Below are 24,268 nucleotides of genomic sequence, written 5' to 3'. Positions count from 1 at the left end.
ATTTATTCCCCTTTTCCATCATTAATTGTTTTCATTGTGTCAATCAGTTTATTTAGTTGAATTAATAAAGAGCGATATTCTTGCTCTGTAATTCCTAAGTTTGTAGCCATCGTTGTCGGTAATGAACAAGCCTTTTCCTTTAAATCTTTGCCCTGTTCTGTTAATTCAATACAAACTTTTCGCTCGTCTTTTTTGGAACGAACACGTTTTACAAGTTTTAATGATTCCATACGTTTTAACATAGGTGTTAACGTACCAGAATCTAAAAATAGACGTTCTCCAATTTCTTTTACTGTTAGTCCATCTTGCTCCCATAGTACGAGTAAAGTAATGTACTGGGGATACGTAATACCCATTTCTTCTAAATAAGGTCGATAAAAACGAGTAACCTCTCTAGAGCAGGCGTAAATAGAAAAACAAAGTTGGTTATCTAGATGCAAAGAGTCTTCTGTCATAAATAACTCCCTTCTAATTAAGTTGTGCACAATTTAATTTTGTAAAACTAATATAACGAAAAAGAAATGCAATGTCAAATACATTGTATTGAGAAAGTCTTTGTTACATTTTGGAACAATCATACATATTTTCCTTCATGATGAAAGAAGATAGGGAAGATGATGTTATAATTTATATGGAATAGTTTCCATCACTTGATTATGAGGGCTTTTTTTGGTAACGTACAAATAGAGTTATTAATTTATAATCATTATAAAGTAGAAATTTTTTTATTAGTGTTACTGAATCTCCTTTATTACATACGGAGAATAATTAAAAAATAATCGGTTGTTCACACGATTGTCAGATTCATAAGAGGAAAGTTGTATTATGATAGTAGATAAAGTGATAAAACGGGTGAAGGGGGACATGCTGCGTGCATATTCTTGTTGTTAGTGTAAATTATCGAACAGCCCCTGTAGAATTTCGTGAGAAACTCACATTTCAGGCAGCAGAACTAGAGCGAGCGATGACTACATTACAAAATCAAAAGAGCGTGTTAGAGAATGTCATTGTGTCAACTTGTAATCGCACTGAGATTTATGCTGTTGTCGATCAATTACACACGGGACGGTATTATATTAAGAAGTTTTTAGCTGATTGGTTTCAGCTTGAAATAGAAGAAGTCGCGCCATATTTAACTATTTTTGAACAAGATGGCGCAATAGATCATTTATTCCGCGTAACGTGCGGTTTAGATTCAATGGTAGTCGGAGAAACGCAGATTTTAGGTCAAATAAAAGATAGCTTTTTAGAAGCGCAACAAGTTAAAGCAACAGGCACAATTTTTAATGAATTGTTTAAGCAAGTCATTACATTAGCAAAACGTGCCCACTCAGAAACAACAATCGGGGAAAGTGCAATGTCTGTTAGTTATGCTGCTGTTGAGCTTGGAAAGAAAATATTTGGCGAGTTAACAGATTGTCATGTGCTTATTCTTGGTGCTGGTAAAATGGGCGAACTTGCACTACAAAACTTATATGGAAGTGGTGCTCGTAAAGTAACAGTTATGAATAGGACGCTTTCGAAAGCAGAAGTAATGGCTGAGAAATATATGGGACATGCAAAATCGTTAAGCGAATTACAATGTGCATTATTAGAAGCAGATATTTTAATTAGTTCAACTGGTGCATCTGAGTATGTCATTACGAAAGAGATGATGACAAAGGTGGAGAAAATGCGCTCTGGTCGTCCATTATTTATGGTTGACATTGCAGTGCCGCGTGATATTGATCCAGCGATTGATGAGCTAGAAGGTTCTTTCTTGTATGATATTGATGATTTACAAGGAGTAGTGGAGGCAAACCGTGCTGAGCGTTTGAAAGAGGCAGAGAAAATTCAATTTATGATTGAAGAGGAAATTGTTCTATTTAAAACGTGGTTAAGTACACTTGGTGTTGTTCCATTAATATCAGCTCTTCGTGATAAGGCACTTGCAATCCAAAGTGAAACGATGGTAAGCCTAGAGCGAAAAATACCAAACCTTAGTGATCGTGAGAAAAAAGTTATTAGTAAGCATACGAAAAGTATTATTAATCAATTATTAAAAGACCCAATTTTAGTAGCGAAAGAAATAGCTGCTGAAGAGGGAGCGAGCGAAAAATTAGCGTTATTTGCAAAGATTTTTGATTTAGAAACGGAAGAAGTAGAGAGTCGTGCGGAAGAAGTAGAACATAAAAGAGTGTGGACACCATCCGTTCCATCTTTATAATTTGGAAGGATGATCGGATGAGTTTTTTAAATAACAGTATTATTTATCATATTGCAATTATTTTATATGCTTGTAGCATTAGTTTATATTTTATAGATTATTTCCAAAGTAACCGAAAGGCGAACCGATTTGCTTTTTGGTTACTTGCGATTGTATGGGTCCTGCAGTCTATTTTTATGTTGCTTAGAGCTACAGATTCAGAAACGAATCCTATTTTAACTTTATTATCAGGGATTTATTTTTATGTTTGGTTATTGATTACGATGTCGTTAGTTATTAATCGATTTATGAGAATTGACTTTTTAGTCTTTTTTACAAATGTTGTAGCATTTGGCGTAAGCGCTTTTTCTATTTTTACACCGCTCGGAAAGATGTCGCCAGTACTTGCGGAACAATTAGTTTCAGAACTTGTATACGTGCATGTCGGTATGGCAATTATTTCTTACGCAACGTTTACTGTATCGTTCATTTTTTCTATTATGTATTTATTGCAATATCGCCTATTAAAAAAGAAAAAATGGAATGCGAGATTAAGAAGGTTAGGGAATTTACCGAAGCTAGAATCTATGTCTTACGGATTAAATTTATTTTCTGTTCCATTTTTCTTACTAGCAATTTTATTAGGATGTATATGGGGATATACAAAATTGGATAATTTCCATTGGTATGATACGAAAGTAATCGGATCTTTTGTCGTTCTATTTGTGTATTGCACAGGTTTATATTTACGAGCGGCAGATGTGTTGCAAGGTAAGAAAATTGTACAGTGGAATATCGGATCGTTTCTCGTAATGCTAGTAAACATTTTTCTATTAAGCAGTTTGTCCAATTTCCACTTTTGGTATTTATAATGAGGAGAGAGAATTATGCGCAAAATTATTGTAGGATCACGAAAGAGTAAACTAGCATTAACGCAAACAAACTGGTTTATTGATCAGTTAAAAGCCCTAGGTCTACCATATGAATTTGAAGTGAAAGAAATTGTCACAAAAGGTGATGTTATTTTAGATGTTACTCTTTCAAAAGTAGGCGGAAAAGGCTTGTTTGTGAAAGAGATTGAACATGCGCTACTTACGAAAGAAATCGATATGGCTGTACATAGTATGAAAGATATGCCAGCCGTACTTCCAGAAGGTTTAATGATTGGCTGTACACCAAAGCGTGTTGACCCTCGTGATGCTTTTATCTCAAAAAATGGAGCATCGTTTAAAGAGTTAGCGGAAGGTGCTATTTTAGGTACGAGTAGTTTAAGACGTAGTGCACAGCTACTCGCTGCGAGACCAGATTTACAAGTGAAGTGGATTCGCGGGAATATCGATACACGTTTACGTAAATTAAAAGAAGAAGATTACGATGCGATTATTTTAGCGACAGCTGGATTACAAAGAATGGGCTGGGATAATGATGTTATTACAGAACATTTAGATGATACGTTATGTGTACCTGCTGTAGGACAAGGTGCATTAGCGATTGAGTGTCGTGAGGATGATAAGGATTTATTGCAGTTGTTAGCGCATATTAATGATACGATAACAGAAAGAACAGTGGCAGCGGAGCGAGTATTTCTTCATAAACTTGAAGGTGGATGCCAAGTTCCAATTGCTGGATATGCAACCCTTACAGAAAACGATGCAATCGAATTAACAGCTCTTGTCGGCTCTATGGATGGCTCTGTTTTATTAAAAGAGACAGTAGTGGGTACTAACCCTGAGAAAGTAGGGTTAGAGGCCGCGGACCGTTTAATTAAACAAGGCGCCAAAGAACTCATTCTTGCTGCAAATAAGGAGCAACAATAAATATGAACGCTCTCGCTGGAAAAACGGTATTGATTACACGTGCCCAGCATCAAGCGAAACAAATGAGTGTAGCAGTGAAAGAAAAGAGCGGAATTCCATTGGAAATTCCGCTTTTGCGTATGGAAGGTATGTCTCATAGGCAAATTCAACATATTGAAGAGCAGCTACATTCATACGACTGGGTTATTTTTACGAGCAGAAATGGTGTAGCTTTTTTTCTAGATAGTCTAAAAAAGAAACTACCGTTAACCATTAGAATCGCTGCGGTAGGTGTGAAAACAAAATTAGAGTTAGAAAAAAGGGGCTATCAAGTTCATTTTGTTCCGACTTCATTTGTTGCAGAAGCATTTGCAGAAGAGTTTCTAAAAGAATTAAGTGGAAACGAACGTATTTTATTTCCGAAAGGGAATTTAGCAAGAGAGGTAATTCCGGTTGCACTTCGGGAAATTGGTGTTTCTCTAGATGAGCTAATCGTATACGGTACGAAAGTGAATATAGAAAAAAAGCAAGAACTTATAGCAGCATTGAAGTTAGGGAAAGTAGACATTATTACATTTACGAGCCCTTCAACTGTTACTAGTTTTGTTCGTTTACTTGAGGGTACAAACTGGAGAGAATGGACAAAAAAATGTACAATTGCTTGTATAGGACCTATTACGGAAAAAGAGGCAAGTCTTTATTTTCCGTCTGTTATTGTGCCGAAAGAGTACACTGTAGAAGCATTACTACAATATGTTTGTGAATCTATAAAATGAAAGAATGGGGATAGAAATCTATGAACTCTTTACAATTTAATCGTCATCGTCGTTTAAGACAAAGCGGGGGCATGCGTGCACTTGTGCGTGAAACGTTTTTACATACGGAAGATTTTATTTACCCTATTTTTGTATTAGAAGGTGAAAATGTTCGTAATGAAGTTCCTTCTATGCCGGGCGTATATCAAATGTCTTTAGATTTATTGCAAGCTGAAATGCAAGAAGTTGTTGATTTAGGTATTCGTTCTGTTATTGTATTTGGTTTACCTGCTGAAAAGGATGAAGTTGGATCATCAGCATATTGTGATCATGGAATTGTACAACGTGCTATTCAGCAAATTAAAGGTGATTTCCCTGAGCTAGTAGTAGTTGCAGATACATGTTTATGTCAATTTACAAGCCATGGTCATTGCGGTGTAATTGAAGATGGGATTATTTTAAATGACGAGTCTCTTGCAGTTCTTGCGAAAACAGCTGTAAGTCAAGCGAAAGCAGGAGCGGATATTATTGCGCCATCAAACATGATGGACGGCTTCGTAACAGCAATTCGTCATGCATTAGACGAAAATGGTTTTGGACACGTGCCAGTTATGTCGTACGCTGTGAAATATTCATCAGCATTTTATGGACCATTCCGTGATGCTGCGCACGGTGCACCGCAATTTGGTGACCGTAAAACATATCAAATGGATCCGGCAAACCGTATGGAAGCATTCCGTGAAGCAGAATCAGATGTAATGGAAGGTGCAGATTTCTTAATCGTAAAACCAGCTCTTTCTTACTTAGATATCGTTCGTGATGTGAAAAATAACTTTAATTTACCAGTTGTCGCTTATAATGTAAGTGGTGAATATTCGATGATTAAAGCGGCAGCGCAAAATGGTTGGATTAATGAAAAAGAAGTTGTTCTTGAAAAATTAATTAGTATGAAACGTGCAGGGGCAGATTTAATTATTACGTATCATGCAAAAGATGCAGCAAGATGGTTACAAGAAGGAGGCGCTAAATAATGAAAAAGTTTGATAAGTCAATTGCAGCGTTTGAAGAGGCGCAAGAATTAATGCCTGGTGGCGTAAATAGCCCGGTTCGTGCCTTTAAGTCTGTTGGGATGAATCCGTTGTTTATGGAGCGTGGAAAAGGCTCTAAAGTATATGATATCGATGGGAATGAATACATCGACTACGTATTATCATGGGGTCCTTTAATTCATGGTCATGCAAATGATCGTGTTGTAGAAGCGTTAAAATCTGTTGCTGAAAGAGGTACAAGCTTCGGTGCACCAACAGAAATTGAAAATAAATTAGCAAAACTTGTTATTGAGCGCGTGCCATCAATTGAGATTGTGCGTATGGTTAACTCTGGAACGGAAGCAACAATGAGTGCACTACGTTTAGCTCGTGGTTATACAGGTCGTAATAAAATCTTGAAATTTATTGGTTGTTACCACGGTCATGGTGATTCGTTATTAATTAAAGCTGGTTCTGGTGTGGCGACTTTAGGTTTACCAGATAGTCCTGGTGTACCAGAAGGTGTAGCGAAAAATACGATTACAGTAGCTTATAACGATTTAGAAAGCGTAAAATACGCGTTTGAACAATTCGGTGATGATATTGCTTGTGTAATTGTAGAACCAGTAGCAGGAAATATGGGGGTTGTTCCTCCGCAGCCTGGATTTTTAGAAGGTCTTCGTGAAGTAACAGAACAAAACGGTGCATTGCTTATTTTTGATGAAGTAATGACAGGGTTCCGAGTAGCTTATAATTGTGGCCAAGGTTATTATGGCGTAACGCCTGATTTAACATGCCTAGGTAAAGTAATCGGTGGTGGTTTACCGGTAGGAGCATACGGTGGTAAAGCGGAAATTATGCGCCAAGTTGCGCCAAGCGGACCGATTTACCAAGCTGGTACTTTATCAGGTAATCCACTTGCAATGGCGGCAGGTTATGAAACGTTAGTACAGTTAACGCCAGAATCATATGTAGAATTTGAGCGTAAAGCTGAAATGTTAGAAGCTGGATTACGTAAAGCAGCTGAAAAACATGGCATTCCGCATCATATTAACCGTGCAGGCTCTATGATTGGTATTTTCTTTACAGATGAACCCGTTATTAATTACGATGCAGCAAAATCTTCAAACTTAGAATTCTTTGCGGCTTACTATCGTGAAATGGTAGAACAAGGTGTATTCTTACCACCATCTCAATTCGAAGGTTTATTCTTATCGACAGCACATAGTGATGCAGATATTGAAGCGACGATTGCAGCAGCTGAAATTGCAATGTCAAAATTAAAATAATGTATTAGAGAAAAATCGCTCTCCATAAGGGGGGCGATTTTTTTTATTCATAAAGTAAGCTTCCCACACATAAATCTGTAATGACATATAGTTTGGGAGGGGGAAAAGAAGTGGCTACAGATCATTCGTTACGATTTTCATTAAAAGAATCTGTGTGGTTCCAAAAAGGACAGGAAGTCGAAGAACTTTTGTCAATTTCGTTAGATCCAGACGTTGAGATAGAAGAGCTTGATCATGAAGTAATCGTGAGAGGACAATTAGATTTAACGGGAGAGTATGTTGCACGAAAAGATGATTCCGCGTATTCATTAAGAGAACTATCGCCAGCAAAGTCAATTGATTATGTAGAAACAAGAGAAGATGGGGTTAATGAACTTGTTCATTCCTTTCCACTTGAAATATCAATTCCGAGAAATCGAGTGAAAGTAATTGAAGAGCTATATGTATCAATCGAGGAATTTGATTATGAATTAAAGGAAAATGGTTGCTTACAATTATTAGCGGATATATCTATTACCGGTTTGTGTGATGAAGAGAGAAGCGAGGATGAAGTTGAAGAGGAAGAAACGGTGTATGCTGAGTTAGAAGAAGATTCAGCGCAAGAGGATGAAAATAGACCGGCGCCGCATGTAGAAGAACCAGCATATAAGGAATCAGATGAGTGGGAAGATTACGCATTTGAACCGTTCCAATTAGAGGAAAGAAAAGAGCAGGAATTAGAAGAAGAGAAAATAGAAGAACATGAATTTGTGGAACGTGAAGAGGAGCAAGAAACAACGCCGCAATTTGAACTGTTCGGACGAAAAGATTTCAAGAAAGAAAAAGCGAAAAAGCAGGAAGAACAAGAAGAAGAGTACTCACAGCGAGATGAAAATGCGCTTTATTTAACAAAACTATTTACGAAAGAACCGGAAGAAGAATTTACAAAGTTAAGAATGTATTTCGTGCAAGAAGGGGATACAATTGAATCTATTGCAGACCGTTATGAAACGTCTGTACAAAATTTATACCGTGTCAATCAAACAGAAGATATATTTTTAAATACGGGGCAAATTATTTATATTCCCGTTTCAAGGGTAAAGGCGAAATAAGGAAGTGAGTGTTTTCACTCACTTCCTTTCTTAGAGGCTATGTTTTGAATAGAAAGGGTTATTCGTATGGATATTGAGTTGCGAAATCACTATGAACCTATCGTGAGGCAATATAGATTGGATACGCAGCATATGGAAGAGCACGGAAATGTAATGAAAATTTATACGAATCAAGGTCCATATGCACTCAAGAAAATAGAAGGCAGAAAGTTAGAGCGGAATAACTTTCTGCATCATATTCAATATTTGAAGGAGAAAGGTTTTTCAAATTATGTACCTATATATCATGCGACGGATGGAAGTTATATTTTAAGTGACGGGACGTATAATTATTATTTAATGCCTTGGTTAGAACGTGCAGAAGGAAACGGTGAGGACAATGATCAATACCATAAAATGTTTCAGACACTTGGAACGTTGCATCAAAAAACTGTGAAGGAAGAAACGTATACGGAAGAAGATTTAGAAAAACATTATACAAGTATATCCGATCGTTGGGAAAATGATGGTGAGATGTTAGAAGAGTTTCTCGTAGAATCTGAATCAAAATGGTATATGTCCCCGTTTGAATTGCAATATTGTACGTACTATCATCATGTAATGAGAGCGCGTGAATTTGCAACGAAGCAATTAAATGAGTGGAACGATGCGATGAAAGAAAAGGAGAAAACGCGTATTACTTTTGTGCATGGTAATGTGTCACTGAATCATTTTTTATTTGACTATGAACGGAATGGCTATTTTATTAGTTTAGAAAAATCGAAGTTTGCAACGCCTGTGCAAGATATAGTAGGTTTTTATTCACGGTCTTTAAACACATATCCAATCGCAAGAAGTGATCGGTTTGAATGGTTTCAAATGTATCAAAAAAATTTCCCTTTTACGAAAGAAGAGCAACTACTTATGTTTGCGTATATGACGTATCCATCGCAATTTATTCGGCAAATCCAGTCTTATAAGAAAAGAAGAGATAATCGTAACGAGGAAAATGAACTGCGCGGAGTAAAGAGTTTGCAACAATCGCATTGGCTCGTTAGCAATATAGAATATTTCCTGTCACAATTACAAGCTGCCCAGCAAGGGAACGGATAAAGTAAACATTCCCCGCTGATGATTAGCCTTCACTAATTGGGCGTTTACGGGCACCAGGGCTCCCATCTAACTTCTTTGCTTCAGCTGAGTTTTGAGGTGGAGGTCTTACTGCCCACAAATAGCGGGGTAAAGAAGATAAGTAGAGGATTCTACTTATCTTCTTTTTGGCACCAAAAGCTGTAGTTTTAAATTTATCTTGACGAATAAGGTTTCGTTTTTTACACTATTGTATATAATAATTAACAATCATATAAATGCCTTGAAGGGGAAGAGTATAACATGAAACGTCTTCAGAGAGGAGAATCATTAGCTGGGAGATTCTCTAGATAGTTATGTTAGAAGGTAGCCCTGGAGCATCTTTTCTGAACGGAACAGTTCTTATTAGGAAAAGACGGATTTGTCCGTTATCAAATTAAGAGTATAAGCAAATTATGAATTTGTTTGTAAATAAAGGTGGTACCGCGATGTCCCTCGTCCTTTTTGGATGAGGGACATTTTTTATTTTAAGGAGGGAAAATAATGTCAAACACGGAAAAGAATTTACCAACTAAATATGATCATATGTCCGTTGAAGAAGGCCTTTATCAATGGTGGCTTGAAGGCAAATATTTTGAAGCAACAGGAGACGAGAAGAAACAACCGTATACAATTGTAATTCCACCTCCGAACGTAACTGGTAAGTTACACTTAGGTCATGCTTGGGATACAACTCTTCAAGATATTTTAACTCGTACGAAGCGTATGCAAGGATACGATGTACTATGGCTTCCAGGAATGGACCATGCTGGTATCGCAACACAAGCGAAAGTAGAAGGAAAACTTCGTGAAGAAGGTATTTCACGTTACGATCTTGGCCGTGAAAAATTCCTTGAAAAAGCTTGGGAGTGGAAAGAAGAGTACGCTTCTCACATTCGTCAACAATGGGGGAAAGTTGGTTTAGGACTAGACTATTCTCGTGAACGCTTCACATTAGACAAAGGTTTATCAGATGCGGTTAATAAAGTATTCGTTCAATTATACGAAAAAGGCTTAATTTACCGTGGTGAATATATCATCAACTGGGATCCAGCAACACGTACAGCTCTTTCTGATATTGAAGTAATTCATAAAGAAGTTCAAGGTGCATTCTACCATATGAACTATCCGTTAACAGATGGTTCTGGTCACATTCGTCTTGCTACTACTCGTCCAGAAACGATGCTTGGTGATACAGCAGTAGCAGTTCATCCAGAAGACGATCGTTACAAACATTTAATCGGAAAAACAGTTACACTTCCAATCGTAGGCCGTGAGATTCCGATTATTGCTGATGAGTACGTAGAAAAAGATTTCGGAACGGGCGTTGTAAAAATTACACCAGCTCATGACCCGAATGACTTTGAAGTAGGTAACCGTCATGACTTACCACGCATCTTAGTAATGAACGAAGATGGATCGATGAACGAAAAAGCTGGTAAGTATAACGGTATGGATCGTTTCGAATGCCGTAAAGAATTAGTAAAAGACTTACAAGAAGCTGGCGTATTAGTAGAAATCGAGCCACATATGCATTCAGTAGGTCATAGTGAGCGTAGCGGTGCGGTTGTTGAGCCTTATTTATCAACACAGTGGTTCGTAAAAATGGCTCCACTTGCTGAAAAAGCAGTAGCGCTTCAACAAAAAGAAGAAGAAAAAGTAACGTTCGTACCAGAGCGTTTTGAAAACACATATTTACGTTGGATGGAAAATATTCATGACTGGTGTATTTCTCGTCAATTATGGTGGGGACACCGTATTCCAGCTTGGTACCATAAAGAAACTGGTGAAGTATACGTAGGTACAGAAGCACCAGCAGATATTGAAAACTGGAATCAAGATAACGATGTACTTGATACATGGTTCAGTTCAGCATTATGGCCATTCTCCACACTTGGTTGGCCAAATGAAGATTCAGCAGACTTCAAACGTTACTATTCAACAGATGCACTAGTAACGGGTTATGATATCATCTTCTTCTGGGTATCTCGTATGATTTTCCAAGGTTTAGAGTTTACAGGCGAGCGTCCATTTAAAGATGTATTAATTCACGGTTTAGTTCGTGACGAGCAAGGTCGTAAAATGAGTAAATCTCTTGGTAACGGTATTGATCCAATGGATGTTATCGAGAAGTACGGTGCAGATGCAATGCGTTTCTTCTTATCAACAGGAAGTGCACCAGGTCAAGATTTACGTTTCAGCATGGAAAAAGTAGAATCTACTTGGAACTTCATTAATAAAATTTGGAACGCATCACGTTTCGTATTAATGAACATGGATGATATGAAGTATGAAGAAATCGATTTAACTGGTGAAAAATCAGTTGCGGATAAGTGGATCTTAACTCGCTTAAACGAAACAATCGAAAGCGTAACACGTAACATGGATAAATATGAGTTCGGTGAAGCTGGTCGTTCATTATACAACTTCATTTGGGACGATTTCTGTGATTGGTATATTGAAATGGCGAAACTTCCACTATACGGTGAAGATGAAGCAGCTAAGAAAACAACTCGTTCTATTTTAGCTTACGTATTAGATCAAACAATGCGTCTATTACACCCATTCATGCCATTCGTAACAGAGAAAATTTGGCAACATTTACCGCATGAAGGCGAGTCTATTACAGTAGCTGCGTGGCCAACAGTTCGCGAAGATTTACAAGATACGGAGGCTGCGGCAGAAATGCACCTTCTAGTTGATATCATTCGCTCTGTTCGTAACATCCGTGCAGAAGTAAATACGCCAATGAGCAAAAAAGTTCAAATGCAAATTAAAGCAAAAGATGAGGCTGTACTTGCTCAACTTACGAAAAACAGCTCTTACATTGAGCGTTTCTGTAACCCAAGCGAATTAACAATTCAAACAGACTTACAAGCGCCAGAAAAGGCAATGACTGCAATCGTATCAGGTGCAGAGTTATTCTTACCGTTAGCTGATCTTATCAATCTTGATGAAGAGAGAGCTCGTCTTGAGAAAGAACTTGAGAAGTTCGATAAAGAAGTAGAACGTGTACAGAAGAAACTTTCTAACCAAGGTTTCGTAGCGAAAGCTCCTGCAGCGGTTATTGAAGGAGAGCGTGCGAAAGAGCAAGATTACCTAGAAAAACGCGAAGCAGTTCGTCAACGTCTAGCAGATCTTGAAAAGTAAAAATGTTTTTAGAGACTCACTATATTGGTGAGTCTCTTTTCTTTGCGTATAATAGAACTATGAAAGTTGTCTTTTGAAAGGGGAAAAATATACGTGATACATACATACGAAGAAGCGATAGGGTGGATCCATAGCCGATTGAAATTTGGAATTAAGCCAGGATTAGAAAGAATGAGATGGATGTTAGAAGAACTTGGAAATCCAGAGCGTCATATCAAATGTGTTCATCTTGCTGGTACAAATGGAAAAGGTTCAACGTTAACATATATGCGTTACATGTTAGAAGGCGCGAAATATAAGGTAGGAACGTTTACCTCTCCTTACATCGAATCATTTAATGAACGCATTAGTGTGAATGGAACACCAATTGCAGACGAAGAGATTACTGAACTTGTAAAGCTGGTAAAACCAGTCGTGGAAAAACTAGATGAAACGGATTTAGGGGAAGCGACAGAGTTTGAAATTATTACTGTTATGGCGATTTGCTATTTCGGCAAATTCAATTTCTGTGATGTTGTTTTATTTGAAACAGGGCTTGGTGGACGTTTTGATTCTACCAATGTTATACACCCTGTTCTCACGATTATTACGAATATCGGTCACGATCATATGCATATTTTAGGAAATACACTAGGAGAAATTGCATATGAAAAGGCGGGGATTATTAAGTCTGGCGTGCCGGTAATTACTGGTGTACAAGATGAAGAAGCTTTGCAAGTCATTCAAAATGTTGCAAAGGAAAATCATGCAAACTTATACGAGATGGGCAACCATTTTACAGCATTACATAAACAGTCTAGTGAAGATGGAGAACAGTTCGATTTCACTTGTCCTTTCGCCTCTTTTGAAGATGTGCGAATCACAATGAAAGGCAGCCACCAAGTAGGAAACGCAGCACTTGCGCTTATGGCAGTCATGTATGTAAAAACATACTTATCATTTTTAATTGAGGAAGAAGAAATAAGAACTGGATTACAGGAAGCGTATTGGGTGGGGCGCTTTGAAAAACTGCAAAGTAATCCAGATATTATTATAGATGGTGCTCATAATCCAGAAGGTATCGAAAGCCTTGTGAAAACAGTAGAAGCGCATTACAAAGATAAAAATGTAATAGTGTTATTTACTGCCCTTGGTGATAAACAATTACATAACATGGTAGGCCAATTAGAAACCATTGCAGATGAAATTATTTTTACAACATTCGCCTTTGATCGTGCTATTTCTGCTGATAAGCTTGCATCATATTCACAGAAAGAATCAAAATTAGTTTTTGAAAATTGGAAAGAGGCAATTGATACAAAAGTTGAAATGATAGCAGAAAATGATGTTTTTATCATAACAGGTTCTCTTTATTTCATTTCTGAAGTACGAAAATATATTTGTGAGAAAAACTAGATAGTCTTTGCTATCTAGTTTTTTTGTTCTACAAATGAAGTCAAATGCATACATATAAGATAAATATATAGGGTTATTTGGCGAATTTCTCTGACAAATATCTCGTTTTTTTATGAAATGAATATGATATGATGCGGACAACGATAAGAGGTGAGGTGTGAGTGTATGGACAAGCAATCACGAACGATCTCAGTGAAAGTGAATGGAACAGAAGCGAAGTATGAGGAAAAAAAGAAAGATGAATTTGAATGGATGGTAGTAGAAAGTGAACGACCGAAAAATGTTGTTCCGTTTCAAAAAGCGAAATCAATGTCTGTGGAAAAATACCGAAAGAAGTGGAGTAATACATTAATTGTAATCGTTGCAACTGCAATCATTATCGGTACGGCGTTTGGAATGGGGATGCTTCATTTACTTACTGGACAAGGAACGACAGGAGGAAGTGAAGTGACAGCTTCAAGGCCGACTGGAAATGGAGAATCAAAGGTGGGTGGAACGGCAGAACAAACACCAGCACCGAAAGAAGAAAAACAAAAAGCACAAGCAGGAACGTCATTGGATCCAATGAAATTATTTTTTGTTCAAGGGGGGCTTTATTCTTCTGAAGAAAAGGGACAGGCAGCTCTTGAAGAATGGAAAGGCAATGGGGGCATTGGTGCTTTGAGACCGAGCGGTGATAAGTATGCAATAGTTGTTGGTATTGCTAGCGATGAACAGTCTATAAATCAATTAATGACTAAGTATAAAAATGATGGTGTCTCCGTTTTAAAAAAGAACTGGGATATAACAGATAAAGCATTGTTGAAAGATGATAAAGAAGTAGGAACATTTTTAACAAAAGTGCAGCCATTATACACTCATTTAGCAAAATATGCTTCTAGCGTACAAGTTGGTGGAAAAAGCAGCGCAAAAGATATAGAAGTAATTGAAAAAGAATGGAAAAAGGTTGAAAAAGAAGGGAAAAGTATGAAACAAGAAGAAGCAAAGAAACTGTATATGTATACGTCGGTAGCTGTACAAACAGTAAAAGATGGGAAGATGGATAAGGAATCTTTGGCGAAATTAAATCAAGTTATTATTGATGGTTTACTCTCGTATGAAAAAATTGTTTCGTAGAAAGTGAAATGATAGGATAATAAAATGAGTAAGAAAGAAGTACATGTACTTCTTTCTTTTCTTTTGAATTTAGAGCAAAGTGCTTTCTCTATGACAGGAATATAATCGTATGCAATAAAGAAGTGTTATTTTAGTTAGAGAAATTAATATTTCTTTCATTTGTGGGCAAACTATTCCTTTGATACGATTAATATAAATTGTTCTGCTTCATGTGAGAAAGGAAGGAGAAAATATGAGAAAAATAATTTTAGCTTCAGGGTCACCTCGGAGGAAGGAATTGCTTGAGTTAGCTAGTGTGCCATTTGAAATCGTTGTAAGTGAAGTAGAGGAAACAATTGGTGCATATTCATCGCCTTCTGATATTGTAATGTCGCTTGCCTTGCAAAAAGCATCAGCGGTGGCAGAAAATAATAGTGATCACATTGTGTTAGGTGCAGATACAATTGTTACATATGAGTCGCGTATTCTTGGTAAGCCTTCTAATGAGGATGAGGCGAAAGAGATGTTGCAATTACTATCAGGGAAAACACATGAAGTGTATACAGGTGTTGCAATTATAGCAAAAGAAAAAACGGTTACTTTTTATGAGCGTACAGAAGTTACATTTTGGGAGTTAACAGAAGAGGAAATTGATACATACGTCGCGTCGAAAGAACCTTTTGATAAAGCCGGTAGTTATGGGATTCAAGGTAAAGGATCTATTTTCGTTCAAAATATTCAAGGGGACTACTATAGTGTAGTTGGCTTACCAATTGCACGTCTCGTTCGGGAATTAAAACAATTTGATATTGATGTAACCCATGCGTAAAATTGCATGGGGTTTTCTTTGAGAGAACAAATAAAGGGGTGGAGAGATGAACGGTATTCGTGATGTTGTAAGAGAAGAACAGCCACGGGAGCGTTTATTGTTAGAAGGTGCTGGAAGTTTATCAAATCGAGAGCTTCTCGCAGTGTTACTCAGAACAGGTTCTAAAGAAGAAACAGTTTTAAAGTTGTCAGATAAAATTTTACATCAATTTGATGGCTTACGTATGTTGAAAGATGCAACATTAGAAGAGCTAATTAGTATACATGGTATTGGGATTTCAAAGGCATCGCAACTTATGGCAGCCTTTGAACTAGGCAGAAGAATGGTACGTTTAGAATATCAAAATAGATATAGTATTCGAAGTCCAGAAGATTGTGCGAAATACATGATGGAAGAAATGCGTTTTTTACAACAAGAGCATTTTGTTTGTTTATATTTAAATACAAAAAATCAAGTTATACATAGGCAAACGATCTTTATTGGAAGTTTAAACACGTCAATTGTACACCCGAGGGAAGTTTTTAAAGAAGCCTTCCGTCGTGCAGCAGCCTCTATCATATGTCTTCATAACCATCCCTCAGGAGATCCCACGCCGAGCCGTGAAGATATTGCAGTAACAAAACGCTTAGTAGAATGCGGCCAGATTATCGGAATTGAAGTGCTTGATCATATTATAATAGGTGACCATAAATTCGTGAGTTTAAAGGAAAAAGGTCATATTTAAGACTATGCTTTTTACTTATTTTGTTTTATAATGTGATTTATGAGTTTTTTGTAGAAATTTATCTACAAAAAGGATAAAGATATAAAAAACGTACTGTTTTTATAATATAAAGTAAGAAAAAATGAGTCCGTGAAAACAAGAAAGGAAGATAAATAATATGTTTGGATTTGGTGGATTTACTCGCGATCTTGGAATAGACTTAGGAACTGCGAACACGCTTGTATATGTAAAAGGAAAAGGTGTAGTTTTACGTGAACCTTCAGTAGTTGCGTTACAAACTGATACGAAACAAATCGTTGCTGTAGGTAGCGATGCAAAACAAATGATTGGTCGTACACCAGGGAACGTTGTGGCACTTCGCCCGATGAAAGACGGTGTAATTGCTGATTATGAAACAACTGCAACAATGATGAAATATTACATTCAACAAGCTCAAAAATCAAACGGTTTCTTCTCACGTAAGCCGTATGTAATGGTATGTGTACCATCTGGTATTACAGCTGTAGAAAGACGTGCAGTAATCGATGCGACTCGTCAAGCGGGTGCTCGTGATGCTTATCCTATCGAAGAGCCATTTGCAGCAGCAATTGGTGCAAACTTACCTGTTTGGGAACCAACTGGTAGTATGGTTGTTGATATCGGTGGCGGTACAACAGAAGTTGCAATTATTTCTCTAGGTGGTATTGTAACAAGCCAGTCAGTCCGTGTTGCTGGTGATGATATGGACGATTCAATCATTCAGTACATTAAGAAAAGCTATAACTTAATGATCGGTGAAAGAACAGCTGAAGCATTAAAATTAGAAATTGGTTCTGCAGGCGAGCCAGAAGGTATCGAGCCTATGGAAATTCGCGGTCGTGATTTAGTAAGTGGTTTACCAAAAACAGTACTAATTCAGCCAGAAGAAATTGCAGATGCATTAAAAGATACAGTAGATGCGATTGTAGAATCAGTTAAAAATACGTTAGAAAAAACTCCACCTGAATTAGCGGCTGATATTATGGACCGCGGTATCGTATTAACAGGTGGCGGGGCATTACTACGTAATTTAGATAAAGTAATTAGTGAAGAAACGAAAATGCCAGTTCTTGTTGCAGAAGATCCATTAGATTGCGTAGCAATTGGAACAGGTAAAGCATTAGACAATATCGATCTTTTCAAAACTGCTGCTCGATAATATTGCAAAATAAAAATCAGTGAAATTAAGAGGGTGTGAACGTGCCACAGTTTTTCTTAAACAAAAGATTAATTGTTTTGTTGGTTAGTATTATTCTTCTCGTGGCATTGATTGGAATCTCATTGAAAGAACGGAACAGTTTAACATGGCCAGAGCAGTTTGTTAAAGATACTGTCGGTGTTGTAGAACGTGTATTCCAAAAGCCAGCGAAATACGTAGCTGGATTCTTCGAAAATGTAGAGGATGTAAAGCGCACGTATGAAGAGAATAAAGAATTAAAAGCAAAATTAGATAATTATGCAGGTCTATCAGGGAAAGTAAAACAATTAGAAGATGATAACAAGAAGTTACAAGAGCTAACTGGTAAAAAAGAGTTAAATAGCGGGTATACTGAAATTCCAGCTACTGTTGTTTCTCGTAATCCAGATAAATGGTACGATTTAATTGGAATTGATAAAGGGGCACAGCAAGGAATTAAAAAAGATATGGCTGTAGTAACTTCACAAGGGTTAGTTGGAAGAGTGAAAAGTGTATCTCAGTTTACATCATCAGTAGAATTACTAAGTTCTATGAGCCGAACAAATCGCGTTTCTGCTATTGTACAAGGGCAAGAGAAAATCTTTGGATTGATTGAAGGTTATGACAAAGAAAAGCAATTACTTCTTTTCACAAAGATTGGCTCTGATGCACCGGTAGAGAAAGATCAACTAGTTGTAACATCTGGACTGGGTGATATTTTCCCGAAAGGTCTTGTAATTGGAAAAATCGTTGAAGTTCAGCCGGATGCATATGGCTTAACAAAAACAGCTTATGTAAAACCTGCCGCTGATTTAAATGACGTAGAGCATATTACGGTTGCTAAACGTGCAACACCTTCAGCGCCATTAGAATAGGAGGAGAAGAAGAGATGATGAAGATATTAAAAAGAGCAGCTCTTCCTCTTTTGCTCCTTTTTGTGTTTCTATTTGAAAATATGTTTGCTACTGTTGTTCCAACGGATGTATTTTGGAAAGACAGCATAGCAGCACCGCATTTCTTTATAATCGTCTTATGTTTTATTACAGTGTATTATAGTCCGGTCCAAGGGATTTATTACGGACTATTATTTGGCTTCTTATTTGATACCGTATACACAGAACTTGTCGGGATATATATTTTTGCTTATCCGATTTTAGCTTATTTAGTATATAGTGTGATGAAAGTACTACAATTGAATTTATTTATTGTTGTTTCTATCATATTAGCTAGCGTTGTAGCACTAGAGTATTATGTGTATGGATTCTTAACTTTATTAGGACGTACTCATATGCCAGCGTATGTCTTTTTCACAGATCGTCTCCTTTCTACTTTATTGTTAAATGCTATTTTCTTATTGATAGTTTGTTTCCCACTGAGACGATATATAGTGCGTCTTTCAAAAGCGATGGAAGAAAAAGAAAAAAGGATTTTCTAATTTTATGTCGAATTGAATCGGTGGGGTGAACTTTAGTGGAAGAAAAAAAGCAACAAAATGTAACGATAAAAGGGACAAAAGATGGGATAACGCTTCATTTAGATGATTGTTGTTCATTCTCAGAATTATTGATGGAATTAGACGAAAAACTTTCTACACATTACTACGATGGTGATGGGCGCTCTTTAATTGAAGTGCATGTGAAAGTAGGAAATCGTTATTTAACAGAAGTCCAACAAGAAGAGATTCGTACGTTAATTCGTAATAAAAAGAATCTTGTTGTGGATTCAATTGAAAGTGATGTTATCACTAAAGCAGAAGCAATAGCTTGGAAAGAAGAAACAGAAATTGTCCCTATTTCCAAAATTGTTCGCTCTGGACAAGTTTTACATGTAAAAGGAAATTTGTTGTTAATTGGAGATGTTAATCCAGGCGGAACGGTTATCGCTGGGGGGAATATTTTTGTCGTAGGATCATTAAGAGGAATTGCACATGCTGGGTATTATGGGGATTCGGATGCTGTAATCGCTGCATCTGTTATGAACCCGATGCAACTTCGAATTAGTGATGTGGCAATGCGGGCTCCGGAAGAGAAAGAAGACGGAGCGGAGGCGGCAGAATGTGCGTATATTAATGAGAACAATCACATTGTTGTCGATCGCCTGCAACTTCTCACTCATCTTAGACCTAATTTAACAAAGTTAGAAAGGGGAATTGTATAGCTGTGGGAGAGGCAATAGTAATTACATCTGGAAAAGGCGGAGTAGGTAAAACTACTACATCTGCGAACATTGGTACGGCCCTAGCGTTATCTGGAAAGAAAGTGTGCTTAATTGACACAGATATCGGTCTTCGAAATTTAGACGTAGTAATGGGGCTGGAAAATCGTATTGTATTTGATCTTGTTGATGTCGTTGAAGGGCGTTGCCGTTTACCTCAGGCTCTTATTAAAGACAAACGTTTTGATGATCTTTATTTATTACCTGCAGCACAAACGAGTGATAAATCAGCGGTAACACCTGAACAAATGGATGAATTAATACAAGTATTACGTCAAGATTATGATTACATATTAATCGATTGTCCTGCGGGGATTGAGCAGGGATTTAAAAATGCGGTAGCTGGTGCGGATAAAGCAATCGTTGTTACGACTCCAGAAGTATCCTCAATGCGCGATGCGGATCGTATTATTGGGCTTTTAGAAAAAGAGGATATTGAACCACCCAAACTTGTTATTAACCGTGTACGTAGTCATATGCTTCATGAACAGGATATGTTAGATGTTGATGAAATTGTACGTACATTGTCAATCGAGCTTCTTGGTGTTGTCGAAGATGACGATGAAGTTATTCGAGCTACAAATACAGGTGAACCTGTGGCGTTGCAACCAAGCGGAAAAGCAGCGTTGGCTTATCGTAATATTGCAAGACGCTTGTTAGGTGAGAATGTACCATTACAAGCATTTGAACAAGAAAAGGTATCGGTATTTGCAAAGGTGAAAAACTTCTTTGGAATCCGTTAAGAGCACTTCGCACATATGCGAGGTGCTTTCTTTTTTCTTCACACGAATATCTTTCTTTCTTAGCTCATACATATGTACAAACTGTATACAACTGTTTCTAATGAAATTAGCTTAACGAAAGAAAGGAGACAGTATGAAGAATAGACGCGTAGAAGAAATTAAAAAGCGGATTGCAAAAAGGAAGGCCGAGCAAGAAAGGATGGAGGAAGAGCAGTATTTTAACGGAGGGAATTTTGATAGTGAAGCAGTATTTATTGAAGATGGAGAAAAGGAAATGCATCCTTTATTTCGAAAGGAAGTCTTTTTCTTCAAAGTTTTATTATCAGCAATATTAGTTCTTTCGGTTGCTATTTTATATAAGAATGCTCCTTCTTCATTCAATGGAGCTAAAGCTGTTACAGAAAAAGTGATGAAAGAGGAATTTCAGTTTGCTACTGTAGCGAAATGGTACGAAAAGCAATTTGGAAAACCGCTTGTATTCTATTCGCCGAACGAGAAAAAAGAAGGAAGTATTCAGCAAAAAGATTATGCAATTCCTGCTTCTGGAAAGGTAATGCAAGGGTTTCAAAAAAATGGCCAAGGTGTATTTGTCCAAACAGCTACAAATGCAAAAGTGGAGTCAGTAAATGAAGGGTTAGTTGTTTTTGCAGGCAAGAAAGAGGAACTTGGAAATACAGTTCAAATTCAACATGCAGATGGTACGGAGTCATGGTATGCAAACTTAAACGATATGTCAGTGAAATTATATGATTACGTTTCAAAGAAACAAAAAATTGGAACGGTGAGTAATGATACAAATGATAAAAATGGAAAGTTTTATTTCGCGATAAAAAAGAATGAGAAATTTATTGATCCGATCCAGGTGATATCATTTGATTAAATATAGGGACGTTTTAACGAAAATTTCCGTGCATCCATTATTTTGGGTTATTATTGTCATTGGTATTTTTACTGCGCGTTTTAAAGAGTTACTACTGTTATTTTGTATTGTTCTTATTCATGAACTTGGGCATGCTTTTGCAGCAGCACACTATAATTGGCGTATAAAAAGAATTCAGCTTTTGCCGTTTGGTGGCGTTGCCGAGCTTGAGGAACATGGTAATAAGTCATTGAAAGAGGAACTTGTTGTCGTAATTGCAGGACCGATTCAACATGTTTGGATGATGCTGGTAGGTTATATGTTGTTCAAAGCTGGTTGGCTGAATGCAGATTTATATTATTTCTTCATGTGGAATAATATAATTATTTTAGCATTCAATTTACTTCCTATTTGGCCGTTAGATGGCGGGAAAGTATTGTTTAATGTATTATCATATCGTTTCCCTTATTTACAAGCACATGAAAAGATGATGCAATTGTCATGTGTTTTTTTTAGTGTAATATTAGGATGGCAGTTACTTTGGAATAGTAACAATATTATGATGTGGGTACTACTCATATTTTTAGCAGTGTCATTATATCAAGAGTGGAAACAAAGACGGTATGCATTTATGCGTTTTTTATTAGAACGTTATTATGGAAACAAAAGAGGAATCGAAAAGATTGCACCTATTGAAGTGCGAACGGAAGATCGTTTATATACGATCTTCACAAAATTTCGTAGAGGATATAAGCATTCTATTATCGTCCGTGGAAAATATAAAGAGCATTACACATTGGATGAAAATGAATTGCTCTATGCATATTTTACTGAAAAACGAACAACTTCATCAGTTGAAGAATTAATCGGTTAGTGTTGACGATAGCACTAACCTTTTATTATTGTAAAAGCAAAGAAGATTATAAAGTGAGGAAATAATTTTGAAAACGTTATATGTGAATTACGCTGGTTCGGAAAAGCGCGTTGCAATTGAAGAGAAGAAAAAGATTGTTGAGTTTTTATGGAAACGTAATGAAGAGCAAGAGGTTGTTGGGCATATTTATGTTGGACGTGTCGTAAGAACAATTGCTGGAATGAATGCAGCTTTTGTAAACATCGGTTTAGAAAAACATGCTTACCTTTCATACGATGATGTACCATCTTCTTATCGTATACATGAAGGGCAAGCGATACTCGTACAAGTTGTGAAAGAGGCAATTGATACGAAAGGGCCTAAATTGACAGCGAATATAGAATTTACCGGGAAATATGTCGTTTATATGCCGTTTGATGAGATGCGCGCTGTTTCTCGAAAAATAAAAAATAATAAAAGAAGACAACAGTTACTCCAAATTGAAATAGAGGGAACGGGGGGGTACATTTTTCGTTCTGCTTCTGAAAAAGGAGCAATTGAAGAAATACAAGCTGAAATGCAAGGGTTACAACAGTTGTATGAAGAGTTAAAAAGAAAAGAGGGTCAAGGAAAGGTGCCGTTATTACTTCATCGACCGGCGACCTTTTTAGATCGTGTATTTCAAGAGAATCCAATTGAAACAATTGAAAAAGTAGTTGTAGATACAAGAAGTATAGTAAAGGAATTAGAAGACAAAGTTGGAAAAGAAAAAGTATCTTTTTATAATGAAAAGTCTTCGATGTTTAACTATTTTGGAATAGAGCGTGAGATTGAGAAAGCACTCCAAAAAATTGTTTGGCTTCCAAATGGTGCTTATTTAATTGTAGAACAAATGGAGACGATGACTGTAATTGATGTGAATACGGGCAAGTTTACGGGAAAACAAAATTTACAAGATACAGTACTTCGCACAAATGAGCTAGCCGCTGAAGAAATTGCACGCCAATTAAGACTTCGTGATATTGGTGGTATGATATTAATTGATTTTATTAATATGAAAAAAAGAGAAGATAAAGAAAAGGTAAGAGAATGTCTCATAGCTGCTATGCAAGGTGACCGAACATATACAAGGGTGCTCGGCTTTACGGAGCTAGGGATTTTGGAAATGACACGTAAACGTAAAAAGCATTCTTTACGGGACGTATTATTAAAAGAGTGTGTACCTTGCAAAGCGACGGGTTATATGATGTCGCATGAAACAATTGCGTATGAGTTAGAGAGAGAACTAATCACATATGGCAATATAGAAGATGAAGCAGTATTAATCGCTGCGCCTAAAGAACTGCAAAAACAGTTTTTGCAAAAAGGATTACAAAAAAATATTCCATTTGAAATTTATTTCAAAGATGATATTATCGAAAAGTATGCTATCGTTCGTTTTGGAAGTAAAAAAGAAATTGTAGAACGGAAAAAATAGTTAGCAGAACATTTATTGACAACCGTCTATGATTCATGATAACATCTTTATGTTATAGTTTATAGCACCTAAACGGCTATATGCTACAACCGCACAAGACAGGTTCCCTAAAGGCATTTATGTCTACCTCGTTTTTGGCGAGTCTTAGTAATTAAGAGGAGGTGCAAGTATGTACGCAATTATCGAAACAGGTGGAAAACAAATTAAAGTTGAAGCTGGTCAAGCAATCTACATTGAAAAATTAGATGTTGAAGCTGGTGAAACTGTTACTTTTGACAAAGTTCTTTTCGTTGGTGGCGAAAACGTTAAAGTTGGTAGCCCAGTTGTAGAAGGTGCAACAGTTACTGCGAAAGTTGAAAAACAAGGTCGCGCTAAGAAAATCATCGTTTTCAAATACAAAGCGAAAAAGAACAATCGTAAGAAACAAGGTCATCGTCAACCTTACACTAAGCTAGTTGTTGAAGCTATCAACGCTTAATTCTG

General features: G+C 36.9%; 23 protein-coding genes and 2 other annotated features. Of the genes, 22 read left to right on the top strand and 1 reads right to left on the bottom strand.

Features of this window, described 5'->3' with window-relative positions; genetic code table 11:
* Positions 1-2: 2 nt before the first annotated feature.
* The gene (locus tag ACX9TM_RS22550; protein ID WP_065382238.1) at positions 3-455 is read right to left on the bottom strand and encodes a MarR family winged helix-turn-helix transcriptional regulator; all 453 of its coding nucleotides are present in this window, start codon (positions 453-455) and stop codon (positions 3-5) included.
* Between the two features lie 416 nt (positions 456-871).
* Between ACX9TM_RS22550 and hemA the strand changes: the two genes are divergently transcribed.
* The 22 genes from hemA to rplU all read left to right on the top strand — a co-directional run bounded on the left by hemA (position 872) and on the right by rplU (position 24,263).
* Positions 872-2,206: a glutamyl-tRNA reductase gene (gene hemA / locus ACX9TM_RS22545; protein WP_000547868.1), complete on the top strand. Its 1,335-nt coding sequence runs from the start codon at positions 872-874 to the stop codon at positions 2,204-2,206.
* Between the two features lie 17 nt (positions 2,207-2,223).
* Positions 2,224-3,057, top strand: a complete 834-nt coding sequence (locus tag ACX9TM_RS22540; protein WP_000008991.1) for a cytochrome c biogenesis protein — start codon at positions 2,224-2,226, stop codon at positions 3,055-3,057.
* A gap of 15 nt (positions 3,058-3,072) precedes the next feature.
* Positions 3,073-4,002: a hydroxymethylbilane synthase gene (gene hemC / locus ACX9TM_RS22535; protein ID WP_065382237.1), complete on the top strand. Its 930-nt coding sequence runs from the start codon at positions 3,073-3,075 to the stop codon at positions 4,000-4,002.
* A 2-nt stretch (positions 4,003-4,004) separates the two neighbouring features.
* Entirely contained in the window at positions 4,005-4,757 is a 753-nt protein-coding gene (gene hemD / locus ACX9TM_RS22530) for a uroporphyrinogen-III synthase (protein WP_000992353.1), read from the top strand.
* Positions 4,758-4,777: 20 nt separating this feature from the next.
* The gene (hemB, locus tag ACX9TM_RS22525) at positions 4,778-5,767 is read left to right on the top strand and encodes a porphobilinogen synthase (RefSeq protein ID WP_001087065.1); all 990 of its coding nucleotides are present in this window, start codon (positions 4,778-4,780) and stop codon (positions 5,765-5,767) included.
* Complete coding sequence (gene hemL, locus ACX9TM_RS22520) at positions 5,767-7,053, top strand: glutamate-1-semialdehyde 2,1-aminomutase (protein ID WP_063220488.1); 1,287 nt, start codon at positions 5,767-5,769, stop codon at positions 7,051-7,053. The genes hemB and hemL overlap by 1 nt, the downstream gene beginning before the upstream one ends.
* A gap of 80 nt (positions 7,054-7,133) precedes the next feature.
* Positions 7,134-8,144, top strand: a complete 1,011-nt coding sequence (gene spoVID, locus ACX9TM_RS22515) for a stage VI sporulation protein D (protein ID WP_002024850.1) — start codon at positions 7,134-7,136, stop codon at positions 8,142-8,144.
* Between the two features lie 66 nt (positions 8,145-8,210).
* Positions 8,211-9,236 (top strand): spore coat protein YsxE, encoded by a 1,026-nt coding sequence (gene ysxE / locus ACX9TM_RS22510; RefSeq protein ID WP_000350658.1) that lies wholly within the window; start codon positions 8,211-8,213, stop codon positions 9,234-9,236.
* A gap of 250 nt (positions 9,237-9,486) precedes the next feature.
* Positions 9,487-9,718: a binding site (T-box leader), on the top strand.
* Positions 9,719-9,755: 37 nt separating this feature from the next.
* Entirely contained in the window at positions 9,756-12,401 is a 2,646-nt protein-coding gene (locus tag ACX9TM_RS22505; RefSeq protein ID WP_000072244.1) for a valine--tRNA ligase, read from the top strand.
* A gap of 93 nt (positions 12,402-12,494) precedes the next feature.
* Positions 12,495-13,796, top strand: coding sequence for a bifunctional folylpolyglutamate synthase/dihydrofolate synthase (locus tag ACX9TM_RS22500; RefSeq protein ID WP_000582064.1), 1,302 nt, complete (start codon positions 12,495-12,497; stop codon positions 13,794-13,796).
* 165 nt (positions 13,797-13,961) lie between these two features.
* Positions 13,962-14,912 carry a stage II sporulation protein B gene (locus tag ACX9TM_RS22495; protein WP_000361009.1) on the top strand — a complete coding sequence of 317 codons (951 nt, stop codon included), beginning with the start codon at positions 13,962-13,964 and terminating at the stop codon, positions 14,910-14,912.
* Between the two features lie 232 nt (positions 14,913-15,144).
* The gene (locus ACX9TM_RS22490; RefSeq protein ID WP_001226290.1) at positions 15,145-15,720 is read left to right on the top strand and encodes a Maf family protein; all 576 of its coding nucleotides are present in this window, start codon (positions 15,145-15,147) and stop codon (positions 15,718-15,720) included.
* Between the two features lie 46 nt (positions 15,721-15,766).
* Positions 15,767-16,444, top strand: a complete 678-nt coding sequence (gene radC / locus ACX9TM_RS22485) for a RadC family protein (RefSeq protein ID WP_001013390.1) — start codon at positions 15,767-15,769, stop codon at positions 16,442-16,444.
* A gap of 157 nt (positions 16,445-16,601) precedes the next feature.
* On the top strand, positions 16,602-17,621 hold the full coding sequence (mreB, locus tag ACX9TM_RS22480) for a cell shape-determining protein MreB (protein WP_000466736.1): 1,020 nt from the start codon (positions 16,602-16,604) through the stop codon (positions 17,619-17,621).
* Between the two features lie 41 nt (positions 17,622-17,662).
* On the top strand, positions 17,663-18,514 hold the full coding sequence (gene mreC / locus ACX9TM_RS22475; RefSeq protein WP_001135488.1) for a rod shape-determining protein MreC: 852 nt from the start codon (positions 17,663-17,665) through the stop codon (positions 18,512-18,514).
* A 14-nt stretch (positions 18,515-18,528) separates the two neighbouring features.
* A complete protein-coding gene (gene mreD / locus ACX9TM_RS22470; RefSeq protein ID WP_000975766.1) occupies positions 18,529-19,074 on the top strand; it encodes a rod shape-determining protein MreD in 546 nt (181 codons plus the stop codon).
* A 35-nt stretch (positions 19,075-19,109) separates the two neighbouring features.
* Entirely contained in the window at positions 19,110-19,796 is a 687-nt protein-coding gene (gene minC, locus ACX9TM_RS22465) for a septum site-determining protein MinC (protein ID WP_000391521.1), read from the top strand.
* A 2-nt stretch (positions 19,797-19,798) separates the two neighbouring features.
* Entirely contained in the window at positions 19,799-20,596 is a 798-nt protein-coding gene (gene minD / locus ACX9TM_RS22460; protein ID WP_000503309.1) for a septum site-determining protein MinD, read from the top strand.
* A 133-nt stretch (positions 20,597-20,729) separates the two neighbouring features.
* The gene (gene spoIVFA / locus ACX9TM_RS22455) at positions 20,730-21,476 is read left to right on the top strand and encodes a stage IV sporulation protein SpoIVFA (RefSeq protein ID WP_000797471.1); all 747 of its coding nucleotides are present in this window, start codon (positions 20,730-20,732) and stop codon (positions 21,474-21,476) included.
* Complete coding sequence (gene spoIVFB / locus ACX9TM_RS22450; RefSeq protein ID WP_000599059.1) at positions 21,469-22,329, top strand: stage IV sporulation intramembrane metalloprotease SpoIVFB; 861 nt, start codon at positions 21,469-21,471, stop codon at positions 22,327-22,329. Before spoIVFA ends, spoIVFB begins: the two co-directional genes overlap by 8 nt.
* Before the next feature lie 67 nt (positions 22,330-22,396).
* Positions 22,397-23,785, top strand: a complete 1,389-nt coding sequence (locus ACX9TM_RS22445) for an Rne/Rng family ribonuclease (protein ID WP_063220489.1) — start codon at positions 22,397-22,399, stop codon at positions 23,783-23,785.
* Between the two features lie 77 nt (positions 23,786-23,862).
* Positions 23,863-23,940, top strand: a sequence feature (ribosomal protein L21 leader region).
* Between the two features lie 14 nt (positions 23,941-23,954).
* Positions 23,955-24,263: a 50S ribosomal protein L21 gene (gene rplU / locus ACX9TM_RS22440; RefSeq protein WP_000270907.1), complete on the top strand. Its 309-nt coding sequence runs from the start codon at positions 23,955-23,957 to the stop codon at positions 24,261-24,263.
* Positions 24,264-24,268: the final 5 nt, after the last annotated feature.

Source organism: Bacillus sp. LH1 (genome assembly GCF_057924895.1).
This window is presented reverse-complemented; position numbering and strand designations above follow the sequence as displayed.